Annotated in this window: 11 protein-coding genes and 1 pseudogene; 4 read left to right on the forward strand and 8 right to left on the reverse strand. The window is 57.7% G+C overall.

What is annotated here, in order from left to right:
• The first annotated feature begins 7 nt into the window (after positions 1–7).
• From P6U29_RS33180 to P6U29_RS33195, 4 genes and pseudogenes are all read left to right on the forward strand, one after another.
• Positions 8–1,060, forward strand: coding sequence for a LacI family DNA-binding transcriptional regulator (locus tag P6U29_RS33180; RefSeq protein ID WP_407114507.1), 1,053 nt, complete (start codon positions 8–10; stop codon positions 1,058–1,060).
• Positions 1,061–1,313: 253 nt separating this feature from the next.
• Positions 1,314–2,243 (forward strand): dihydrodipicolinate synthase family protein, encoded by a 930-nt coding sequence (locus tag P6U29_RS33185; RefSeq protein ID WP_407114508.1) that lies wholly within the window; start codon positions 1,314–1,316, stop codon positions 2,241–2,243.
• An 89-nt stretch (positions 2,244–2,332) separates the two neighbouring features.
• Positions 2,333–3,776, forward strand: a pseudogene (locus P6U29_RS33190) (aldehyde dehydrogenase family protein).
• A gap of 79 nt (positions 3,777–3,855) precedes the next feature.
• Positions 3,856–4,875 (forward strand): LacI family DNA-binding transcriptional regulator, encoded by a 1,020-nt coding sequence (locus tag P6U29_RS33195; protein WP_407114509.1) that lies wholly within the window; start codon positions 3,856–3,858, stop codon positions 4,873–4,875.
• A 321-nt stretch (positions 4,876–5,196) separates the two neighbouring features.
• Here P6U29_RS33195 and P6U29_RS33200 read toward each other — a convergent pair whose 3' ends face one another.
• From P6U29_RS33200 to P6U29_RS33235, 8 genes are all read right to left on the reverse strand, one after another.
• A complete protein-coding gene (locus P6U29_RS33200; RefSeq protein ID WP_407114510.1) occupies positions 5,197–5,841 on the reverse strand; it encodes a hypothetical protein in 645 nt (214 codons plus the stop codon).
• On the reverse strand, positions 5,838–6,455 hold the full coding sequence (locus P6U29_RS33205; protein WP_407114511.1) for a c-type cytochrome: 618 nt from the start codon (positions 6,453–6,455) through the stop codon (positions 5,838–5,840). Before P6U29_RS33205 ends, P6U29_RS33200 begins: the two co-directional genes overlap by 4 nt.
• A gap of 61 nt (positions 6,456–6,516) precedes the next feature.
• Positions 6,517–8,235: a PQQ-dependent dehydrogenase, methanol/ethanol family gene (locus tag P6U29_RS33210; RefSeq protein WP_407114512.1), complete on the reverse strand. Its 1,719-nt coding sequence runs from the start codon at positions 8,233–8,235 to the stop codon at positions 6,517–6,519.
• Between the two features lie 156 nt (positions 8,236–8,391).
• Positions 8,392–10,710, reverse strand: a complete 2,319-nt coding sequence (locus P6U29_RS33215) for a molybdopterin cofactor-binding domain-containing protein (protein WP_407114513.1) — start codon at positions 10,708–10,710, stop codon at positions 8,392–8,394.
• A gap of 2 nt (positions 10,711–10,712) precedes the next feature.
• Complete coding sequence (locus P6U29_RS33220) at positions 10,713–11,165, reverse strand: (2Fe-2S)-binding protein (RefSeq protein ID WP_407114514.1); 453 nt, start codon at positions 11,163–11,165, stop codon at positions 10,713–10,715.
• A gap of 1,664 nt (positions 11,166–12,829) precedes the next feature.
• Positions 12,830–13,555, reverse strand: coding sequence for an FkbM family methyltransferase (locus P6U29_RS33225; protein WP_407114515.1), 726 nt, complete (start codon positions 13,553–13,555; stop codon positions 12,830–12,832).
• 1,057 nt (positions 13,556–14,612) lie between these two features.
• Positions 14,613–14,819 (reverse strand): cold-shock protein, encoded by a 207-nt coding sequence (locus P6U29_RS33230; RefSeq protein ID WP_407114516.1) that lies wholly within the window; start codon positions 14,817–14,819, stop codon positions 14,613–14,615.
• Positions 14,820–15,566: 747 nt separating this feature from the next.
• Positions 15,567–17,690, reverse strand: a complete 2,124-nt coding sequence (locus P6U29_RS33235; RefSeq protein WP_407114517.1) for a prolyl oligopeptidase family serine peptidase — start codon at positions 17,688–17,690, stop codon at positions 15,567–15,569.
• Positions 17,691–18,217: the final 527 nt, after the last annotated feature.

Raw genomic sequence — 18,217 nt, forward strand, 5'->3', positions numbered from 1 at the left:
AAGGCTCATGGCGTTAGAAAAAATGGCCCGCATTGCCCAAGGCAGGCAATCACCGACCGTCGTCGAGATAGCGAAACGCGCGGGTTGTTCTATTGCCACAGTTTCGCGTGTGTTGAATCGACCGGAAACCGTCGCGATCGATTTGAGAGAGCGCATTCTCCGGCTCGTTGATGAACTCGGCTACGTTCCCAACGGATCAGCACGCGCGCTGCGATCCTCGCGCTCCCGACTGATTGGCTTGATAGTTCCGACGTTAGACGCCGCGATCTTCACTCGCATGCTTGAAGGTCTGGAGAGCCGGTTAGCGCCGGCCGGTGCGTCTCTTCTCTACTCTGCAACAGGCTACGACCTCGACCGGGAAATTCGCGTCGTCCGTAATCTCATCGAAAAAGGCGTCGATGGCGTCATTCTCGTGGGCTCCTGCCATCGAAAGGAAACCCTCAAACTCCTGCGTGAACACAAGGTCCGATTTGCTGTAACCTACTCCCTCTCGCAAGACGTTTCGATTCCCAGCATGGGTTTTGACAACCGCAGTGGCGGGGCTTTGGCAGCAAACTACCTTGCAGATCTCGGTCACAGGAATCTTGCGATCATTGCTGGCGTAACGCGCGATAACGATCGCGCATCTGGTCGCCTTGAAGGCTTCCTCGCCATGGCTGAACGTCGTGGAATAGCCCGCTCCAGCATTGTTGTTGTGGAATCACCTTACGAGTTCAGCCGTGGCCGAGCCGCAGCCAAAATCGTTCTCAATCAAAATAGAAATGTGACGGCGATATTTTGCGGGAGCGACGTGCTTGCTGTCGGAGCATTGCGCGGCTGCAAGGATGCTGGATTAAGCGTCCCCCAAGACATATCGATGATCGGTTTCGATAATCTCGATATCGCCGAATATCTCACTCCCGGCCTTACGACGGTTGACGTCCCGGCTCGCCTCATGGGCGAAGAGGCCGCCAACTACTTTCTGGCGGATCAAAATTCGCTGGATATACACTCCCGAGTGGAGCTCGAAACGCGGTTGATCGTTCGAGACTCAACTGCGCCCGCGAGAGATCGGCAATGAAAAAGAACGTCATCCGCATGTGTTGCCTGGCTGATCTCCTCCTTATCGATCTTAGCGCCCACCTCAGGCCGTTTTTTAATTCCGACGGGGGCTTCCAACTATCGGCCGAATAGCGGTGCGCGCTGGTGCTCGAAGACCAGACCAGTTCTCACATTCGAGCCGTAGCACATTCGCGATCCCACATCGACGGCCGCACACCAGATGCTCGTCCCAATGCTTCTCATACCCATCTCCCCAAAAGAGACCCTGAATCATGCAAGTCCAAAAGAGCGCGCTCTATAGTGGCCTGTTTCCCGTCGCACCAACGCCATTCACGGAATCTGGCGATATCGATCTTGAGGGGCAGCGGCGTATTTTGGATTGCATGATCGATCAGAAGGTCGACGGAATTTGCATCCTAGCCAACTATTCCGAGCAGTTCCTGTTGTCAGACGAGGAGCGCAGATTGCTGGTTGACCTCTGCCTGTCACATGTGGCTGGCCGCAAGCCGGTCATGGTGACATGCAGCCATTTCAGCACTCGTATCGCAGTGGAGCGCGCGCGCTATGCGGCCGAACGGGGCGCAAGCCTTCTCATGCTGATGCCGCCTTACCACGGCTCAGGTCTCAAGGCGGACGAAGCCCATATGGTCGAGCATTTCGCTCGTGTAGCCGACGCGGCAAGAATCCCAATCATGGTTCAGGATGCGCCGCTCAGCGGCGTAACGCTCTCGGTACCCTTTCTCGTTCGGCTGGCACAAGAGGTGCCGCTCGTTAGCTATTTCAAGATCGAAGTCCCGTTTGCTGCAGCGAAGCTGCGCAACCTGATCGAGGCAGGAGATGCTGCCATAGCAGGTCCGTTTGACGGAGAAGAAGCCATTACCATGATGGCAGATCTGGAAGCTGGAGCGACCGGGACGATGTCGAGCGCGCTATGTCCAGATTTGTTGCGCCCTGTTTTCGATCATCATATGGCGGGTCGGAGGACGGAAGCGGCCGCTGCGTATGCAAAGGTTCTGCCGCTGATCAACTACGAGAACCGTCAATGTGGCTTGCGCGCTGCCAAGAGCGTGATGAGGGAAGGCAACGTCATCAGATGTGACGCTGTGCGGCATCCGCTGGAGCAAATTCATCCCAAAACGAAAGCTGAGCTGATTGAGCTTGCGCGTGGGGTCAACCCGTTAGCCCTCCGCTGGGGACGCTGACTTCTGCACGAAATGATTTACTCGGCGAGCTAACGAGCGAGGCCGAGAGTTTATGCACCGACAAGTCCAATCGAATTCAGAGCTTATCGATGACAAATAACTATATTGCTGGCGAATGGCTTCCGCCCGCGGAGACCTCCCCAAATATCAACCCGTCCAATACCAACGATGTTGTGGGCGAGTATGCCCGCGCCTCGGCTGCTGAGACTGAGCGCGCGATAACCGCCGCTTACGATGCATTTCCGGCTTGGTCGCGCTCCACCGTCCAGACGCGGCATGACATTCTGAGGCGATTGGGGACGAGATGCACGCTCGCAAGGAGGATCTCGGCCGTCTGCTCTCCCGCGAGGAGGGCAAGCCCTTGGCAGAAGGCATCGGCGAGGTCGCGCGTGCAGGACAAATCTTCCAATTCTTCGCTGGCGAGTGCCTCCGGATGGCGGGCGAAAAGCTGCCATCAGTACGGCCGTCCGTCGATGTGGAGATCACCCGCGAGCCGGTCGGCGTCATCGGGCTCATCACTCCCTGGAACTTTCCGATTGCAATTCCAGCCTGGAAGATCGCGCCAGCGCCAACACCGTTGTGTTCAAGCCTGCCGAGCTCGTTCCTGGTTCGGCTCATGCGCTCGCCGAGATCATCGTCCGCGCCGGAGTACCGGCAGGTGTATTCAACCTGGTCATGGGCCGGGGCTCAGTGATTGGTGCGGCGATGCTGAACAGTTCGAAGGTTTCTGCCATCTCCTTTACGGGCTCAGTGCCGACGGGGCGCAAGATCGCCCAGGCCAGCATCACTTCTGAACCGATGAAGAAGCTTCAGCTCGAGATGGGCGGCAAGAACCCTATGGTGGTCCTTGATGATGCCGATCTGACGCTGGCAGTGGAATGCGCGGTGAACAGCGCCTTCTTCTCCACCGGCCAGCGCTGCACGGCATCGTCCCGGCTGATTGTGACAGATGGCGTCCACGATCGGTTCGTAGCCGGCATGCAGGATCGGATGCATGGGCTTGTCGTTGACGATGCCTTGAAAGCTGGCACGCATGTCGGCCCGGTCGTTGACCAGGCCCAACTCGAACAGGACCTGAAGTATATCAGCATAGGCCAGGCGGAAGGCGCAAAGCTGGTTGCCGGGGGCGAGTTGCTGAAACGCGAGGCGCCCGGGTTCTATCTCGCGCCTGCGCTGCTCACGGAAGTAAGCAATGCGATGCGTGTCGCGCGCGAGGAGATTTTCGGGCCAGTCGCTACCGTGATCCGGGTGAAAGACTACGAAGAGGCGCTTGAACTTGCCAACGACACGCCGTTCGGCCTGTCTTCGGGGATCTGCACCACCAGCCTAAAATACGCCAGCCACTTCAAGCGCAATGCAGAGGCCGGCATGGTGATGGTGAATCTTCCGACCGCAGGCGTGGACTATCAGGTGCCATTCGGCGGCCGGAAAGGCTCCAGCTATGGTCCGCGCGAGCAGGGCCGCTACGCGCAAGAGTTCTATACCACTGTGAAGACCGCCTACACGTTCCATGGCAACGGCCCTTGTGCATAAGGCTAAGTTGACGACGTAAGTGCGTGGAAGCCGCTAATTCTCGTTCCGTGTTGATCAAAATCACGCCGGAGGCAGGTATTTGAGTGGTCCGACCATCAGAGATATTGCGCGTGAGGCAAACGTCGGTACCGCAACCGTCGAGCGGGTTCTCAATGACCGTGGCGGCGTGCGGATCGAGCTTGCCGAAAGGATCATCAAGGCTGCAAAGAAACTAAAATATGGCGATCGCCGATTGAGACCTCACAGCGGCATCATTCGGATTGAGGTACTTCTCGTTCAGCCAGAAGCCGATTTTTTTTATGCCGATCTTATTGCGACTTTCCAGCGGATATCTGCCTCCTTGGACCCAGCCATTTTAGTGCACCGGACGTTCGTTCGCGAAGACGACATCTCCCGCATTGCCCAACATATCGTAAAGCCCCCTGTTCGGCGAGCCGGTCTCATCATTCTGGCTCCAGACCATCCTGACATTACAGAGAGTATCCGCCAGGTCCGCAAGTCGGGCGTGGAGGTCGTGCAATTGCTGACGGGAAGTGCCGGAGAAGATGTGCCCTATATCGGTATCGACAACTACGCGGCGGGAAGGACGGCCGCTTACTATATGGCACGCATGCTACGTGGAATTAGTGGAACTGTCCTCGCCATGTGCCACAGCGGAGCTTACCGGGCGCATCGTGAGCGCATACGCGGCTTCTCCGACTATCTGATGCAGCAAGCTAATGTCGATCACAATTTCTGCCGCGTCATTTTCAGCCATGACGACAATTTGCTTTCAGCGGAGAGGCTAACGGGAGCGTTGCGCGACGACAATCGCGTCATCGGACTGTACAGTGTGGGCGCCGGAAAAGAGGGAATCGCTGCGGCTTTGAAGGCTCACCCAGCGAAGGTATTCTGGATCGGGCACGCGCTCACTCAGAGCACTGCGAAATGTCTTCGGTCCGGTTTGATGGACATCTGCATTGACGGCGACCCTGAAACCCAGGCGCGCCGCTCGCTTGATACGGTGCTTCGCCGCCTCGGGTTGATCGATGTCGACCTGAGCAGCGCCCCTGTCCAGTTTCTCACCATCACCGCGCAGAACCTGTCGATCAGCCTCTGACATTTCCAACGATCGCTCGCTGCAAAGGAGAGGCTTTCGGGCAGCTCAACCAAGGTTCGGTCAAAGCACGTCCGGCGCAGGTGGGTAAACAAAAAAGGCCGCTGCTGGACTCGTCCAACAGCGGCTTAAGTCGAGGGAGGAAGCAGACGAGCCCGGTCTGCCAGCGGTTTCCATTGCGATATGCTCCGGCGCGTCCAAAAGCCCCTGGTATCAGCTCACGACAAGTTGCCTATCACCATTCCAACACAACAAGCTTGGTCTGACGGAGAAACCGCAGAATGCCTCGGGATTGTTAGCTGGTGTCTCGTACCAGCTCCTTCCTCAGTCGATCGCTTGTTCGATGATGAAGTGCGTCGCATTCACAAAGTCCGACGGAGGTTGACCGGCACGACGATAAACTTCCCGATCTAATACCAAGTGACGGCGCTCTGAGCGCTTTTCGCAGTGCTCCTTGATAAGCAAACCGCCAACCGGAGTTTCGCCGTCGTGGGACTCCCCCGCTCGGCAAGTCCAGCCGGCCTCCCCATATCGAGCTTTCACTATGAGCGCCAATAGATGGGCCTTTTTATGCCAGAACAGGCGTGCGTCCGGATCCGTGTCGATCCGAATGCGTCTCAGCACTCCGCTGCTGTCGACGAATCCCCTCAGCAGCACGGGATGGCCGCCGAGCCTCGTTCCCTCATACTTGTCGTTCACAGCAGCCAGCGGATTGACTTTGTCGTTGAAACGAAACGAGATACCCCGCAAATCCATTTCATCGGCTGGGCATGTCCGGAAGTCACTCCAGACCGCGAGCTTGCCTCCTTCCTTGTCGGCACAAGCAAGGCTGATGTACTCTTCCGCTGCAATATTTGCGACCGACATCCCGAGGCTCAGGTCGCGCAAGTCGTTCCCTTGGCGTGCGTCGGCGTTAGGGCCGGCGGCCAAGAGAAGCGACAGCGCCCACATCAACATTTGGCGAGTCATCGCCTATTTTCCGATTCGGTTGCTTGCGAGTGACCCGAGATGTTCTTGTAGACGTCACAAGCTCTCGAGCCCTCTCCGAAGAAGTCAATGCAGTCCTGAAAGCTCGTCTGCGCCTTGCCCTTAACATGCTTCAGAATGTAATCAGTTACTTTCTCGATCTCGTTCGGCCGGAGAAATGTAGCTGCATCTAGAGGCAGGTCCTTGCCTAGATCTTCAGCCGTGACGCCCGAATAGCATCGGTAATCCTTGTAAGCGTCACGATCAAAATGCGGCATGCCCGTTCCTGGCCGACCGCAATGGACGACCTCAACGATTTGGTCGCGACTAAGCTGCGTAGCTCGTAGTGAGAGCGCCGCACCACCATAGCCGCCGCCACCGCCGCCATGCCATTTGTGGCAGCCTACGCAATTCGCCTTTTCGTAGATGCGCTGCCCTTCATCAAGCGTGCGATGCGCGCCGTTGATAGCTTGCCCCTGTACGGGCGTGCCGCCTTCGCCTCGAGCCAAGTCTTGCGTCGCGAGAAACGCCAAGCCGCCACATACGATCAACCCGCACATGCCAGCGCGTAACGCGCGGTTAGCCTGGTGAGTCAGGCGTACCACCTTCAATTCCATTCGTTCCTCTTGAAACATTTTACGAACTGGGGCGCGTGCGCCCCACTTCGCCCGCAGCGGTTTACAACGCGAACACGTAGAGCATTGAGCCGGGGGGAACCTTCTCCAGTCCTTTAGTGGAATCGAGATTCCACTTGTCCCAGGCACCACCCAATCCTACGAGGATCGCAATATATTGCTTCCCGTCGACGGAGAACGTCATGGGGGGAGCGTTGACGCCGCCACCCGTGTTGAATTCCCATACCTTGTTCAGAGTTTTGGCATCGAGAGCGTAGAGCTCTCCCGATGGATGACCAGCGAACACTAATTCGGGCGTTGCAAGCAGCCCCCCAAGCATCGGATACTTCGTCTCATGCTTGCCCGTAACCTTACCTGTGATTGTATCAATGGCGGTTACGCTTCCCGTTATCGGCATCTTTACGACTGGACCGCCCCCTGTGAAGAATTCGCGAGGTTTCCAGTCGCCGGGTTTGGTCTCCTTGTTATCCAATTCGTCACAGCTCTCGATGACTGGGATGTACCAGGTCTTCAAGTCTGGATTGTACGCCGTTGGCGGCCAGTTCTTGCCACCGTTATGTCCGGGACAAATGGTGACATGCGTGTTCTTCCGGTTCAGCGTCGCCAGAGGATCATAGGTCTGTACCGCTTTACTGGGATCGTACTCAATCGGTTTTCCGGTCTCTGGGTTGATGCCCCTGGTCCAGGTCACCTTCTTGACGAACGGGGTTGCCCAAAGGAAAGAGCCGTCAGTACGGTCGAGCGCGTAACCAAAGCCGTTGCGATCGGCTTCAAGTACGACCTTGCGCGTCTTTCCCTTGAACGGAATGTCAACCAGCACTCGTTCCGCAACGCTATCATAGTCGAACGGATCATTCGGTGTGTGCTGAAAGTGCCATTTGACCTTCCCGGTGTCCGGGTCCAGCGCAAGGGTACTGTTAGTGTAGAGGTTGTCGCCCTGACGGTACTCACTATCAAAGTCCGGTCCAGGATTTCCGACGCCCCAGTAGATCAGGTGAACTTGGGGATCGTACGACCCGGTCACCCAGGTAGATCCCCCGCCAGTCTTCCAAGCATCGTGATCATCCTTCCAGGTCTCGTTACCTGGCTCGCCCTTGCCCGGAATCGTATAGGTTCGCCAAATTTCCTTTTGGGACTTCAAGTCAGTGGCAGCGATCCAGCCGCGGATGCCGTACTCGGCACCCGCCACGCCCGTAATAGCCATGTTGTTGACGATCAACGGCGCGCCCGTGATCACTTCACCTTTGTCGGGATCGGCTACCTTGCGCTCCCAAGCGACTTTGCCATCCTCCTTGTTGGTCGCGACCAATCGCCCATCGAGGGTATGAGAGATAACAAAATTTCCCCATATCGCAGCGCCTCGATTGTTAATCCCGCAACAAGCAATGGCGCCGGCCCAGTCGTGATCGGTCTTTGGATCCATTTTCCAGACCAGGCTTCCGTTTCCGCCGTGGAGATCGATTTTGTAGACAGATCCCCACCCGTCGGTCACATACATGAATCCATTCTCGACAATCGGAGTGCCCTCGAGACCGCCATGGCTCCAAATACCGCCACCTTCGATACCGCCCAGAGCCATCGTCCAGGCCACGTGTAGGCTCTTGACCGTGTTGCGATTGATCTGGTTGAGCGGCGAATAACGCTGGGCCGTGTAGTCACGGTGATGATGCAGCCAGTTGCTGGTTTCCTGCGTTGCGTTGAGAAGCCGCTTTTCCGTCGTTTCATCGGAAGCTGCCGCCGTACTCCCGAGGAGGCCTGCCATTAGGCCAATCCCCACGACCGTGCTGACCGTCTCCCAAGCTCCAACTCTTGTCCTATTTGCCTTGGACATCCCTTCACTCCTTTAGCATTGATTGTTTTGTCGATTCTGTTCGAGCTCAATCGCGGCTCAAGGCGATCGAGTCTGACGTCTGGTCGTCTAGACGCGGATCTGATCGCCCGCTGGAAGCGAACGAGTACGTTTGCCTGTCGCGGCGAAGATCGCGTTGCAGAGCGCCGGCAGAAAAGGCGGCACTCCTGGCTCTCCGACACCGCCCGCAGGAACATCAGAACCATTCGGAACAATGTGAACACGCACATTTATCGGTGCATTGTCGATCCGGGCCACCGGATAATTATCGAAATTACCCTGCTCGGCGCGGCCCTTCGCGAACGAAATCTCGCCAATGAAATTGCTGAACCCCATGACGGCGGCCCCCTCTATCTGGGACCGAATCCGCTCGGGGTTGACGGCAAAGCCGCAGTCGATTGCGGTTTCCACACGCGGGATGGTCAGCTTTCCTTGGCTGTCCACGCTCACCTCGACGACGGTCGCCACATATGAGAGGAAGCTCCGGTGTGCTGCAATTCCGAGCCCGCCCCCCTTAGGGAGAGATCTTCCCCAGTTCGCGCGCGAAGCTGCCAAGCTCACCACATTCGCGAGACGCCCGGTATCGATTGGGTAGGTTGAATACGGATCGCCGTAATTCCAAAGCGGATCCGTTAGCCCGAGTTTTTCAAGCTCAAGCTTTCGTGGTGGTCCGATGATTTCGAGCAGGAAGTCTTTGGGGTCGGTCCCCAAGGCGTGCGCCAGCTCTGCAATGAAGGATTGGACGGCAAAAGCATGAGGTATGTTGTTAACGGACCGAAACCAGCCAATTCGCGTCAGGGCCGCCGCTTCGCCGGTCTCAACGCGCACGTTAGGGACGTCCAATGCGATATCTGCAAGCCCCAGACCGAGTTCAATTGATTGCTCGCGCTTTGGATCTGGCTTGAAATTCGCGAACAAGGTCGGCGCGACCGAACGATGCCGCCACGCGACCACCTTTCCCGACGAGTCAAGGCCTGCGTCCAAGCGCGAATAAGTGACCGTATGATAGAAGCCATGATGAAGATCGTCCTCTCGCGTCCAGGCGAGCTTGACAGCCGCGCCATCGAGTGCCTTCGAGAGCAGTACGGCTTCCTGCGCGAAGTCTGATTGACACTTTCGGCCAAAGCCGCCGCCGAGAAGAGTAACGTTCACTTTCACCTTCTCGATTGGCAGCTCAAGCAGCTTCGCGAATGCTTCGCGTGCGCCGAACGGATCCTGCAAGGGAGCCCAAACCTCGCATTCGCCGTTGCGAATGGTCGCGGTGGCAACCAGCGGCTCCATCGATGCTTGAGCAAGGTGCGGCACGTAATACTCGGCGGATAACACTTTCGTCGCAGCGGCGAAAGCCTTGTCGAAGTCTCCCTGATTGCGCTCGACGCGACCCGGCTTATTGGCGCGTTCGGCCATCTGTCGTCGATACCCGGCGGAATCATAACCGCCATTTTCGCCATCTTCCCAGTCGAGCTTCAGAGCTTCTCGACCCTTTATGGCCGCCCACGTATTGGTGGCCACGACCGCGATTCCTCCAAGAGGTGAGTATGCGGCAGGCGGCGCCCAGCTGACCTTGAGCTCCAATACCTTTTCGACGCCGGGAACTCTAAGGGCGTCAGTTGCGTCGTAGGATTTTATCCTCCCACCGACAACGGGAGGGCGAGCGATCACGGCGTATTTCATGCCGGGCAACCGGATATCGTATCCGTACTGCGCCTTCCCGACAGTGATGTCGAACAGGTCATACATTGGGACGTTGCCGTGGCCGATATAGCGAAAAGCATTGTCGGGCTTGAACTTCAAGCTCTCTACTGGCGGGGCCGGCAAGTCCATCGCGGCTTTGGCGAGTTCACCGTAACGGAGCTTGCGTCCTGTCGGCCGATGTATCACCTCGTGATTGGTCGCTTGCACCTCTGATAACGGAACGCCCCACTGGATCGCCGCCGCCTGTTCCAGCATCTGGCGCATGGCCGCTCCGACTTGTCTCATCGGCTGGAAGAAGTGACGCATGCTGCGAGAGCCGTCGGTATTTTGATTTCCATAGCGCGGCTCATCCCCCGGCGCCTGGACGATGCGAACCTTCGACCAATCCGCTTCCAGCTCGTCCGCCACCACCATCGGAAGTGACGTTCGAATCCCTGTGCCCATCTCGGAGCGGTGGGCGGTAATCGAAACGATACCAGAGGGATCGATTGATACGAAGACGTGCGGATCGTTCACGAGGCCGTGCGGCATCTGAGCTCCGCCGGTCTCGTATGCGAAGCTCTCCCCGCTAGAAATCTCGGCAGCTAGAGCAAATGCGGCCACCGCTGCCGTCGAGCGAAGGAATTGACGGCGACTAACGTTCTCAAGCCTCACGCAGGGACTGGATGAGATTCTCGGCGCACGCACGTTCATGGTCAGACCCCCCTTGAGGCTATTCGCACCGCCGACTGAATCCGTTGGTAGCAGCCGCAGCGGCAAATATTTCCCGACATCGCGTCGCTGATTTGCTGATCAGAGGGGTTCGTGGTCTCAGCTAGGAGCGCCGCTGCCTGCATGATTTGCCCTGCCTGGCAATACCCGCATTGCGGGACGCTCTCATCGCGCCACGCGCGCTGAACTGGATGATTGCCTTTTGCATCCAATCCTTCAATTGTGGTGACTGGTTTCGCAACGTCACCTACGGCCGTAATGCACGAGCGCACTGCATCGTTGCCGACATGCACCGTGCAGGCGCCGCACTGGGCAATTCCGCACCCATATTTCGTTCCCGTCAGTCCGATCACATCGCGAAGGACCCATAGCAGCGGAGTGTCAGGCGCCACGTCGACAATATGAGGCCTCTTGTTTATCGTAAGCTCAATACTCATGTCGGACCTCCTCCAGCTCACCAGCTTTCCGGGTTACGAGTTAAGCAATAGACGATTGGCGAAACGATACGCCCGGTCAGACGCACAACAGCACCCGAACTCCAAGACACGAAGTCTCGCAGCTGTCGGCAGACTCAATCGAGTTCGACAAGGAGCGTGGCTCATCGCCTGGACATTGATCGGCCCCGCACGCAATTCCGTGCCTGTCGTCATCCTCCCGTTTTGTCCTCAGTTCTTCCGAAGATTAAAATTGTCAGATCAGTGATACCGAGACCGATGCCTGCAATCCCGTTTCGCGTTGATCAAAATCCATCAAACACCGGAGACAGGAATTTGCGAGCGTTGACGATCAGACACACTCCGTGCAGGGCGAATGTCGCACTGCAACCCGTCAAGCGGTTTCGTTATGGAGGCACTCATCGACCAGCCCACCGCCCGACGCGAGAGCAACACTGCCTACAAGGGACGCAATGTCATCCAGAGCATGTCTACCGCCGCAAGGATTTCCGAGGCATCGCAAGCCCGCTATGACAAGCGCGCCGATATCTTCCTCTCCACAATCCTCTTGGCTGTTGCCCTGACTTGGTGGATCAATTTTAGTCCGGATCCTGGCACCCTTTCGATAGGCGTCCATGAAATAGCCCCGCCACGCTTCAGCCCGCCACCATAGAAAAGATGAGCCGATCGGATCGAGCAAAGCACCGCCACGTCGACGCGAACGTTGCGTGTCGCGCATATGAGGTTGGCATGTCCGCGAAAGTGCTCGGAAAGCCCTACACTACTATGAGCAGATTGATGACCCGCTCGCCATTCCCACCATCTCATGCGATCGGTCCGGTGCATGCGAACGGCGGGAAATCACGGAAATCGGCTCATCGCGACCAGGAGGTACGAATGAACTTAATGAAAACCTCGTCATTATGAACCGGGAGGGCCGCCGGCATTATCGTCGACGGTTGCTTCGAGGAGAAGTGGCTGAGGGTTGGAATGCCCTTTGTAGCAACCAGCGCCTCGGTCACGTCCGGGCTCGTGTAGCGGGCCGCACTGCGCGGTGCTCGCGTTGGCTTCTCGGCATCACGGCGGCCTTATCCGTCGGCGCGAGAGCGCCGGCGTCGCGACGATCCGCGGGTGAAACCCTCGATCCTTTATCCCGCCTCGGAGGCTCGGCCGAAACGCGCGCCTCCTCGGCATGCATCTCGGTGCTGACAAGGCCGCCGGCAAGCCGCCCTGGAAGGAGACAGAAGGGCCTTAACAAGATAGCTGATCCTCGGCGCGACCACCCCGCGCGCAACACCGAGTCTGAGATCGTCGAGCTCATCCGGTCGATCTACGAGTGCGATGCCTGCTCGATGGCCGACCACCTGCGATGTTACGTTCATTGCCGGCTACAGTTGGGGCATGAAGTTCGACAACGATGATCGGCACACATCCCTGCGCCGCTTCAGCATTCCTTGCAATCCGGTTCAGACGTTCTGACCGCGCCCAAGATCCAGGCCACGCGCTTGCTACCCAGGAAGAGTTCGCGCAACTCAATCGTGGGCTGGAATGCCTGAGACCGGTCCATCCCTCCAGTGCTCGCGCGGTGCAGTTCATCATGCGTGCCCGGTCAATGGCTCGAGGAGATCGCGGGGCTGCATGTGAGTCCTTGACGACAAGGGCTGGCGTTAGGTCAATCTCTCGAAGATGACGTTTATGTCAGTCATTGCAGCAAGACGATACGCTCTGCTCTCCATCAGATTTATGATCCGAGCCGTGTTGCCATCGTGAAAATGTTCACTTGGCTCGCACTGGATCACAGCAGGTTTAATGCGCTCATAGTCGATGGCCCTAACGAGATGGTAATCTAGTCCTTCGCAATCGATCGACAAGAAATCGATCTTGTTTGCATAAGGGGCCAATAGCTCGTTGATGCCGACAGCGCTCACCTTGATATGCTCTCGGACACCTCCTAGGCCGTCGAAGTCCCCGAAGCTTTTGATATGTGCTTCATCCAAAGAAGACAACTCATGGGCGTTTCCGATGAAGAGCGTGGCAGACGCCTGCGGAGCCGGCAAGACAACGGACGGCACCAGAATGTCTCTTGGGCGCACTGTCCGGATCAGCGCTCCCAATTCAGGATTGGGTTCGACTAGAACACCTTGTCCGCCTCTTTGATACATAAGGTAGGTATTCGAGGTGGAGATGGGGTGATTGGCGCCGATCTCGACATAGAACACACTCTCCCAAGATCTTTGGCTTCTACAGAGTCTTGCGGCCAAAATTCCTTCCAGAATAACGTCTTCTCCGGCTTGTGCGTAGCTAGCTGGCGCAAAGTGCTTGATCCGAGAATTGGGAAGTTTGAGCCTCGCGACTTCCCGGTTTATGCACTCGTTTTCAAGCTCGGAAAACATATATACCCTCCAATATAAGCTGCTAAAAACAGCTCTCGCATGGCGGTCATCGCGGGGACAACTGACGATGCTGATAGTTGACAACTCTTGACGGAGCTGCCCGTAATTCATCACTCGCGCGATTGCACCCCTCCGACATCCGCATTAAAGAGCTCGGCCGCTATTGCCAGGTTTGACGGCCGCAGGCGCGGCATCTGCTGTACGTAAAGAAAGCTAGAGCATTGGTGAGGGGTGCTGGAGATGGACGAGGCGGCGTGCGAAATATCCAATCGTCAAATACCGCAACTGAGCGAGCGTAGCCGCCTCAGTACATCCGGCTTCGATGCCTTCATTCCCAGCCGCTTCTATAGGGGCGATGATACCGGACTGCTTGATGACGGCTGTGCGGTCGCCGAGGACATTCGCGCCGAAAACAACTGTCGGGCTCTTTCGAGAGCTCCCAAACAGCCTTCGGTCCGGATTCCGCTCCTCATGTGAGAGACCAAAATACTGTATGAACGCGCCGATTGCGGACCTTTGATCGGCAGGAAGTTGCAGCCCACTATGCTTCCCATCTGCTCCCTTGGCGCCCGGGATTTGACCTCGCCGCACGGCATCAAGCCAATGCGGCTTTGTTTACACCGGCCCTCGAAGGCTCACGGCATCAGCGTAGCAGCCGGAGAGTAGGTCCATAGCGGACGAACCCGCTTGTGCGAGCACCTTCATGAGCTTCATGCATCATGCCTGGACAGGGGAGCACCAGCCCGTGCATTGTTAGCTGGGACGACGCGCGCGGCGTGCACTTCCCGGCGTGTTGGTAGGGTTCGGAGACCGTTCGTGGCCGGCTGGCAGGAATATCTTGCCCGCCCACACTGCGACCGGGCTGGGCGCCCCCTGTAACTCCGGCGGCAGTGATCGATCGACGGCTTCAGGAGATCGAAGCTTTCAATCGGTTTACGAGACAGTCCCATCCCTGAAGAGCCGGTCGAGAGGCTGAAGGCCCGGCGCGCCGTGAGAGGCATCGCCGGACAGGTGCGAGAACACGCTTTGTAGAGCAGTTTTCCGGAGGCGAGCCGCATCAGCCAACCCGGAGATCCTCAGCTGACGTCTTACCCGAACGCCCGGCCTTGAGCTGATAACTTACCCGGGCCCCCTCTTCGAGGGTGGTGTAACCGGCCTTTTCGACGGCGCTGATGTGCACGAAGACATCGGGACCTCCGTCCTCGGGCCTGATGAACCCATAACCTTTGGTCGAGTTGAACCACTTCACAATACCCATTGCCACGGCGGCATCTCCATAGTGAACCGTTGTGATCTAGCGAAGAGTCTCCCAGCCATCAAGACGGGCGGCAAGAGACCCCGGGGTCGCTGCGCTAGTCACGTGCTCGTTTTTTGTCGCGTGACTCTAGCTGTAGCCGCATTGTGCAACGACGGAAAGCACCCTGACGTCCACGACACTTCGCTTCAAGGCTTCAGGATCCGGATGACGTGTTGACCTTCGCTTCACTCGTCGCGCGCCACCGGCTTGCAGAAGGACAAAGCCTTGTGCACGGCGCGTTGATCCGGAGTCGAGCTAGTGCGGATGGCTTTAATCGACGTTGAACGACAGGGCGACCGTGAACTCCTTGGCGCAGGATCATCAATCCGTGCCATGTCTGCATTGAAGCTACCTGACATGCTCGCTCAAGCACGAAGAGGCTCGCATGGCTGTGCTTGAGCTGTTCGCCTTCGGATATCAGCCGCACGCCGGGCATGTCGGGCTAACAGGGGTGTGCCAAGGCAATCCTCAATGAAGCGCATTTGGCAACTTACCGGCCGCTCCTGATGTCGTGTTTGGGAAGTCAGGAAACCCGCTCGCCACCCGTGGAGCCTGTTCAAATCGGTAACTTGCGCATCTGACGAGTTTCATCGCGCCGCCGGCGGCTCGTCAGCTCTCTCCCCTTTGGTTCGATGAATTCAGCTGAGCAACGTGAAGACGTTGAAATAACCAATGGTCTTTATTTTATCTGCTTCGATCAGCCCATCCATCAATTTACTCCGAACAAAGTCGCCTCGATGCATAGGTGTATTCAAGGGCCAGCCGACGCGCATGTTCGACGAGATTGGCCGCGGCGCTATGTCCCCCATCGATGTTCTCGTAATAGAAGTAGGGCTGGCCCAGCGCGGCGAGCTTCGCGGCAGCCTTGCGGCCGTGCGCGGGATGCACGCGGTCGTCCTTGGTAGAGGTAAGAATTAAGGGAACGGGATAGGTCTTGCCCGCCACCAGCTTCTGGTAGGGCGAGTAGGCTTCGATCCACGCACGCTGCTCGGCGATGGCGGGGTCACCGTACTCGCCGATCCAGGAGGCGCCCGCGCCCAGTTTGGTGTATCGAATCATGTCAAACAGCGGCACCTGGATGATCGCCGCGTTGAAGAGCTCGGGACGTTGGGTGATTGCGGCGCCAACGAGCAGACCGCCCTGGCTGCCGCCAATCGCGCCCAGCCGGCGCGGACTTGTGATCTTCCGGCGGATCAGGTCCTCGGCAACGGCAATGAAATCATCCCATGTCGTCTGCTTCGTTGCCGCCTGGGCGGCCTGATGCCATTGTGGGCCAAACTCGCCGCCCCCGCGCAGGTTCGCAACGACATAGGCATTGCCCTGTTCGAGCCATAGCCGCCCCACCGGTCCCAGATAAGAGGGCAGAAGCGGAATCTGGAACCCGCCATAGCCATGGAGAAGTGTGGGGATTGCGCCGTCAAACCTTGCGTTCTTCGGCCGCACCAGAAAATAGGGAATTGACGTGCCATCACGCGAAGTGGCTTCGAGCTGCTCCACGACATGGTTGGACGCATCGAAAGCAGAAGGTGTCTTCTTCAATTCCTCAAGGCTTTTGCTTTCGGCATCAAAATACCAGACTGACGTTGGTCTGAGATAGCTCGATACGGCGAACATGGCCTGGTCCGCTTCATCGGAGACGGCTGACAGGCTGACATTTGTATGTTCCGGCAGCGGGATCGGCCTCGCCAGCCAAGCTCCCTGATCGTATTTATAAACGAACGCTTTGCTCTGAACATTCTCCAGGATCGTCAGGATCAACAAATTCTTTGTGGCGCTTACCCCTCTCAGGGCCTGGCGGGGCCCAGGTTGGAACACAAGCGAGGCTTTGGCGCGCAGCGGATCCTGTTTCCATTCGGCCAGGTCATACGAAATCAGCGATCCGGCGGCGAAGCTGACATCGCCGGGCGGTGTCCATTCGTCGTCAAGCTCCACAAGCAGGCGGCCACTCGCGAGCCCGACTATCGCGGCCTTCTTCGGCAGATTGAGCTTGACGGGCCCATCGGGCCGGAAGACCACATACTCGTACTCGAAAGAGCGGATCACGCGGGTCGCGCCGGTCGCTTGAATATCACCTTCGCTGTCACGAAGCACAAAGGGCAGCGCCCGAACGTCGGTAGGCTTGCCACGAAATATCTCGCGAGCCTCACTGAGCGGCTGAGCGCGTTTGAGCTCCTTCACGACAAAGGGGTAGCCGGCTTGCGTCAAGGTCCCATCGCCCCAGTCCCGTGCAACAAGGAGTGTGTCACGATCGATCCAGCTGACGTTCTGCTTGCCTTCTGGAAGATAAAAGCCGTCCACGAAGGTCTTGGCGTCGCGATCGAACTCTCTTACGGACGCGGCATCCTTGCCGCCATCGGAAAGACTAATCAGGCAGAGGCGCTCTTCAGGCGGAAGGCAGCTGGCGCCTTGAAAGACCCAATTCCTGTTCTCGGCGACGGCCAACGCGTCCACGTCGAGGATGGTCTCCCACTGTGGATCTTGGCTACGATAGCTCTCGAGCGTGGTGCGCCGCCAGACGCCGCGCACCTGGTTCTCGTCTCGCCAGAAATTCTCCAAACCGCGCCGTTCCAATGAAACATACGTAATCCGATCCTTGGCCTGCAGGATCGAGAGCGCCTGTTCGTAGAAGCGCTGATAGCGGGGATCTGACTGGAGCACCCTGAGCGTCTTCTCGTTCTCGGCACGAGCCCAAGCCACTGCGCCTTGTCCTTCGATGTCCTCGAGCCAGAGGAATGGATCATTCGTCGTCGCCAAGATCGTTCGCTCCTGTGAAAGCGCCGTGGACGTGGCGCTGGCAATCGAAGGCAACACCGCGGAGAAAAGTGGTGGTGTGTTCATGGACTTTCTCCCGATGAGATCGGCGGGCCACGCTCGCGACGCCTGGCGCGTCAAGCAGAGCGGTGGAAAGCACGCGGGCGTATGACATCGCGCAGCTTGCGCCATCTTGCGGACCATTCACTGTAAACAGCGTGCCGGCTAAAGAGTGGCAAGTTTCAGCCGTTCCGGCTGCAGCACCATGTCCGCCTCCCGACACTGGTTGCCAAGCAGACACCAACAGCGTGTCGGTCGGACAGTCCGTCAGACAGCACCGGTTTTTCGGTTTTCAGCGGCCAAGAACGGAATACGCCCCGTCTCCAATCGCAACGCTTACCTCCAGATATGAGGTAGATTTCTCGGAGCGAGTTCATTTGGCAGACTTGTCGACGGGGCTCATCATGACAATGAACAGCGCGTTGCTCAGAGGATTACACTCAAGACGGTGAGGTCAGAAGCAACGACTACGGTTCTAAGCAGCAACGCGTCTTGAGGTTGAGCCCCTAGCCAAACGGGTTCAAGCGCCGGGTCAGGTTTTATCTTTCGACAAG

The sequence above is a fragment of the Bradyrhizobium sp. LMG 9283 genome (assembly GCF_045571415.1).
In the GTDB taxonomy this organism is placed as follows: Bacteria; Pseudomonadota; Alphaproteobacteria; order Rhizobiales; family Xanthobacteraceae; genus Bradyrhizobium.

Excerpts from the sequence above, each read along its gene's own strand:
- P6U29_RS33180 (WP_407114507.1), top strand. The coding sequence starts at position 8 with ATGGCGTTAGAAAAAATGGCCCGCATTGCCCAAGGCAGGCAATCACCG.
- P6U29_RS33185 (WP_407114508.1), top strand. The coding sequence starts at position 1,314 with ATGCAAGTCCAAAAGAGCGCGCTCTATAGTGGCCTGTTTCCCGTCGCA.
- P6U29_RS33200 (WP_407114510.1), bottom strand. The coding sequence starts at position 5,841 with ATGACTCGCCAAATGTTGATGTGGGCGCTGTCGCTTCTCTTGGCCGCC.
- P6U29_RS33205 (WP_407114511.1), bottom strand. The coding sequence starts at position 6,455 with ATGGAATTGAAGGTGGTACGCCTGACTCACCAGGCTAACCGCGCGTTA.
- P6U29_RS33210 (WP_407114512.1), bottom strand. The coding sequence starts at position 8,235 with ATGGCAGGCCTCCTCGGGAGTACGGCGGCAGCTTCCGATGAAACGACG.
- P6U29_RS33215 (WP_407114513.1), bottom strand. The coding sequence starts at position 10,710 with ATGAACGTGCGTGCGCCGAGAATCTCATCCAGTCCCTGCGTGAGGCTT.
- P6U29_RS33220 (WP_407114514.1), bottom strand. The coding sequence starts at position 11,165 with ATGAGTATTGAGCTTACGATAAACAAGAGGCCTCATATTGTCGACGTG.
- P6U29_RS33225 (WP_407114515.1), bottom strand. The coding sequence starts at position 13,555 with ATGTTTTCCGAGCTTGAAAACGAGTGCATAAACCGGGAAGTCGCGAGG.
- P6U29_RS33235 (WP_407114517.1), bottom strand. The coding sequence starts at position 17,690 with ATGAACACACCACCACTTTTCTCCGCGGTGTTGCCTTCGATTGCCAGC.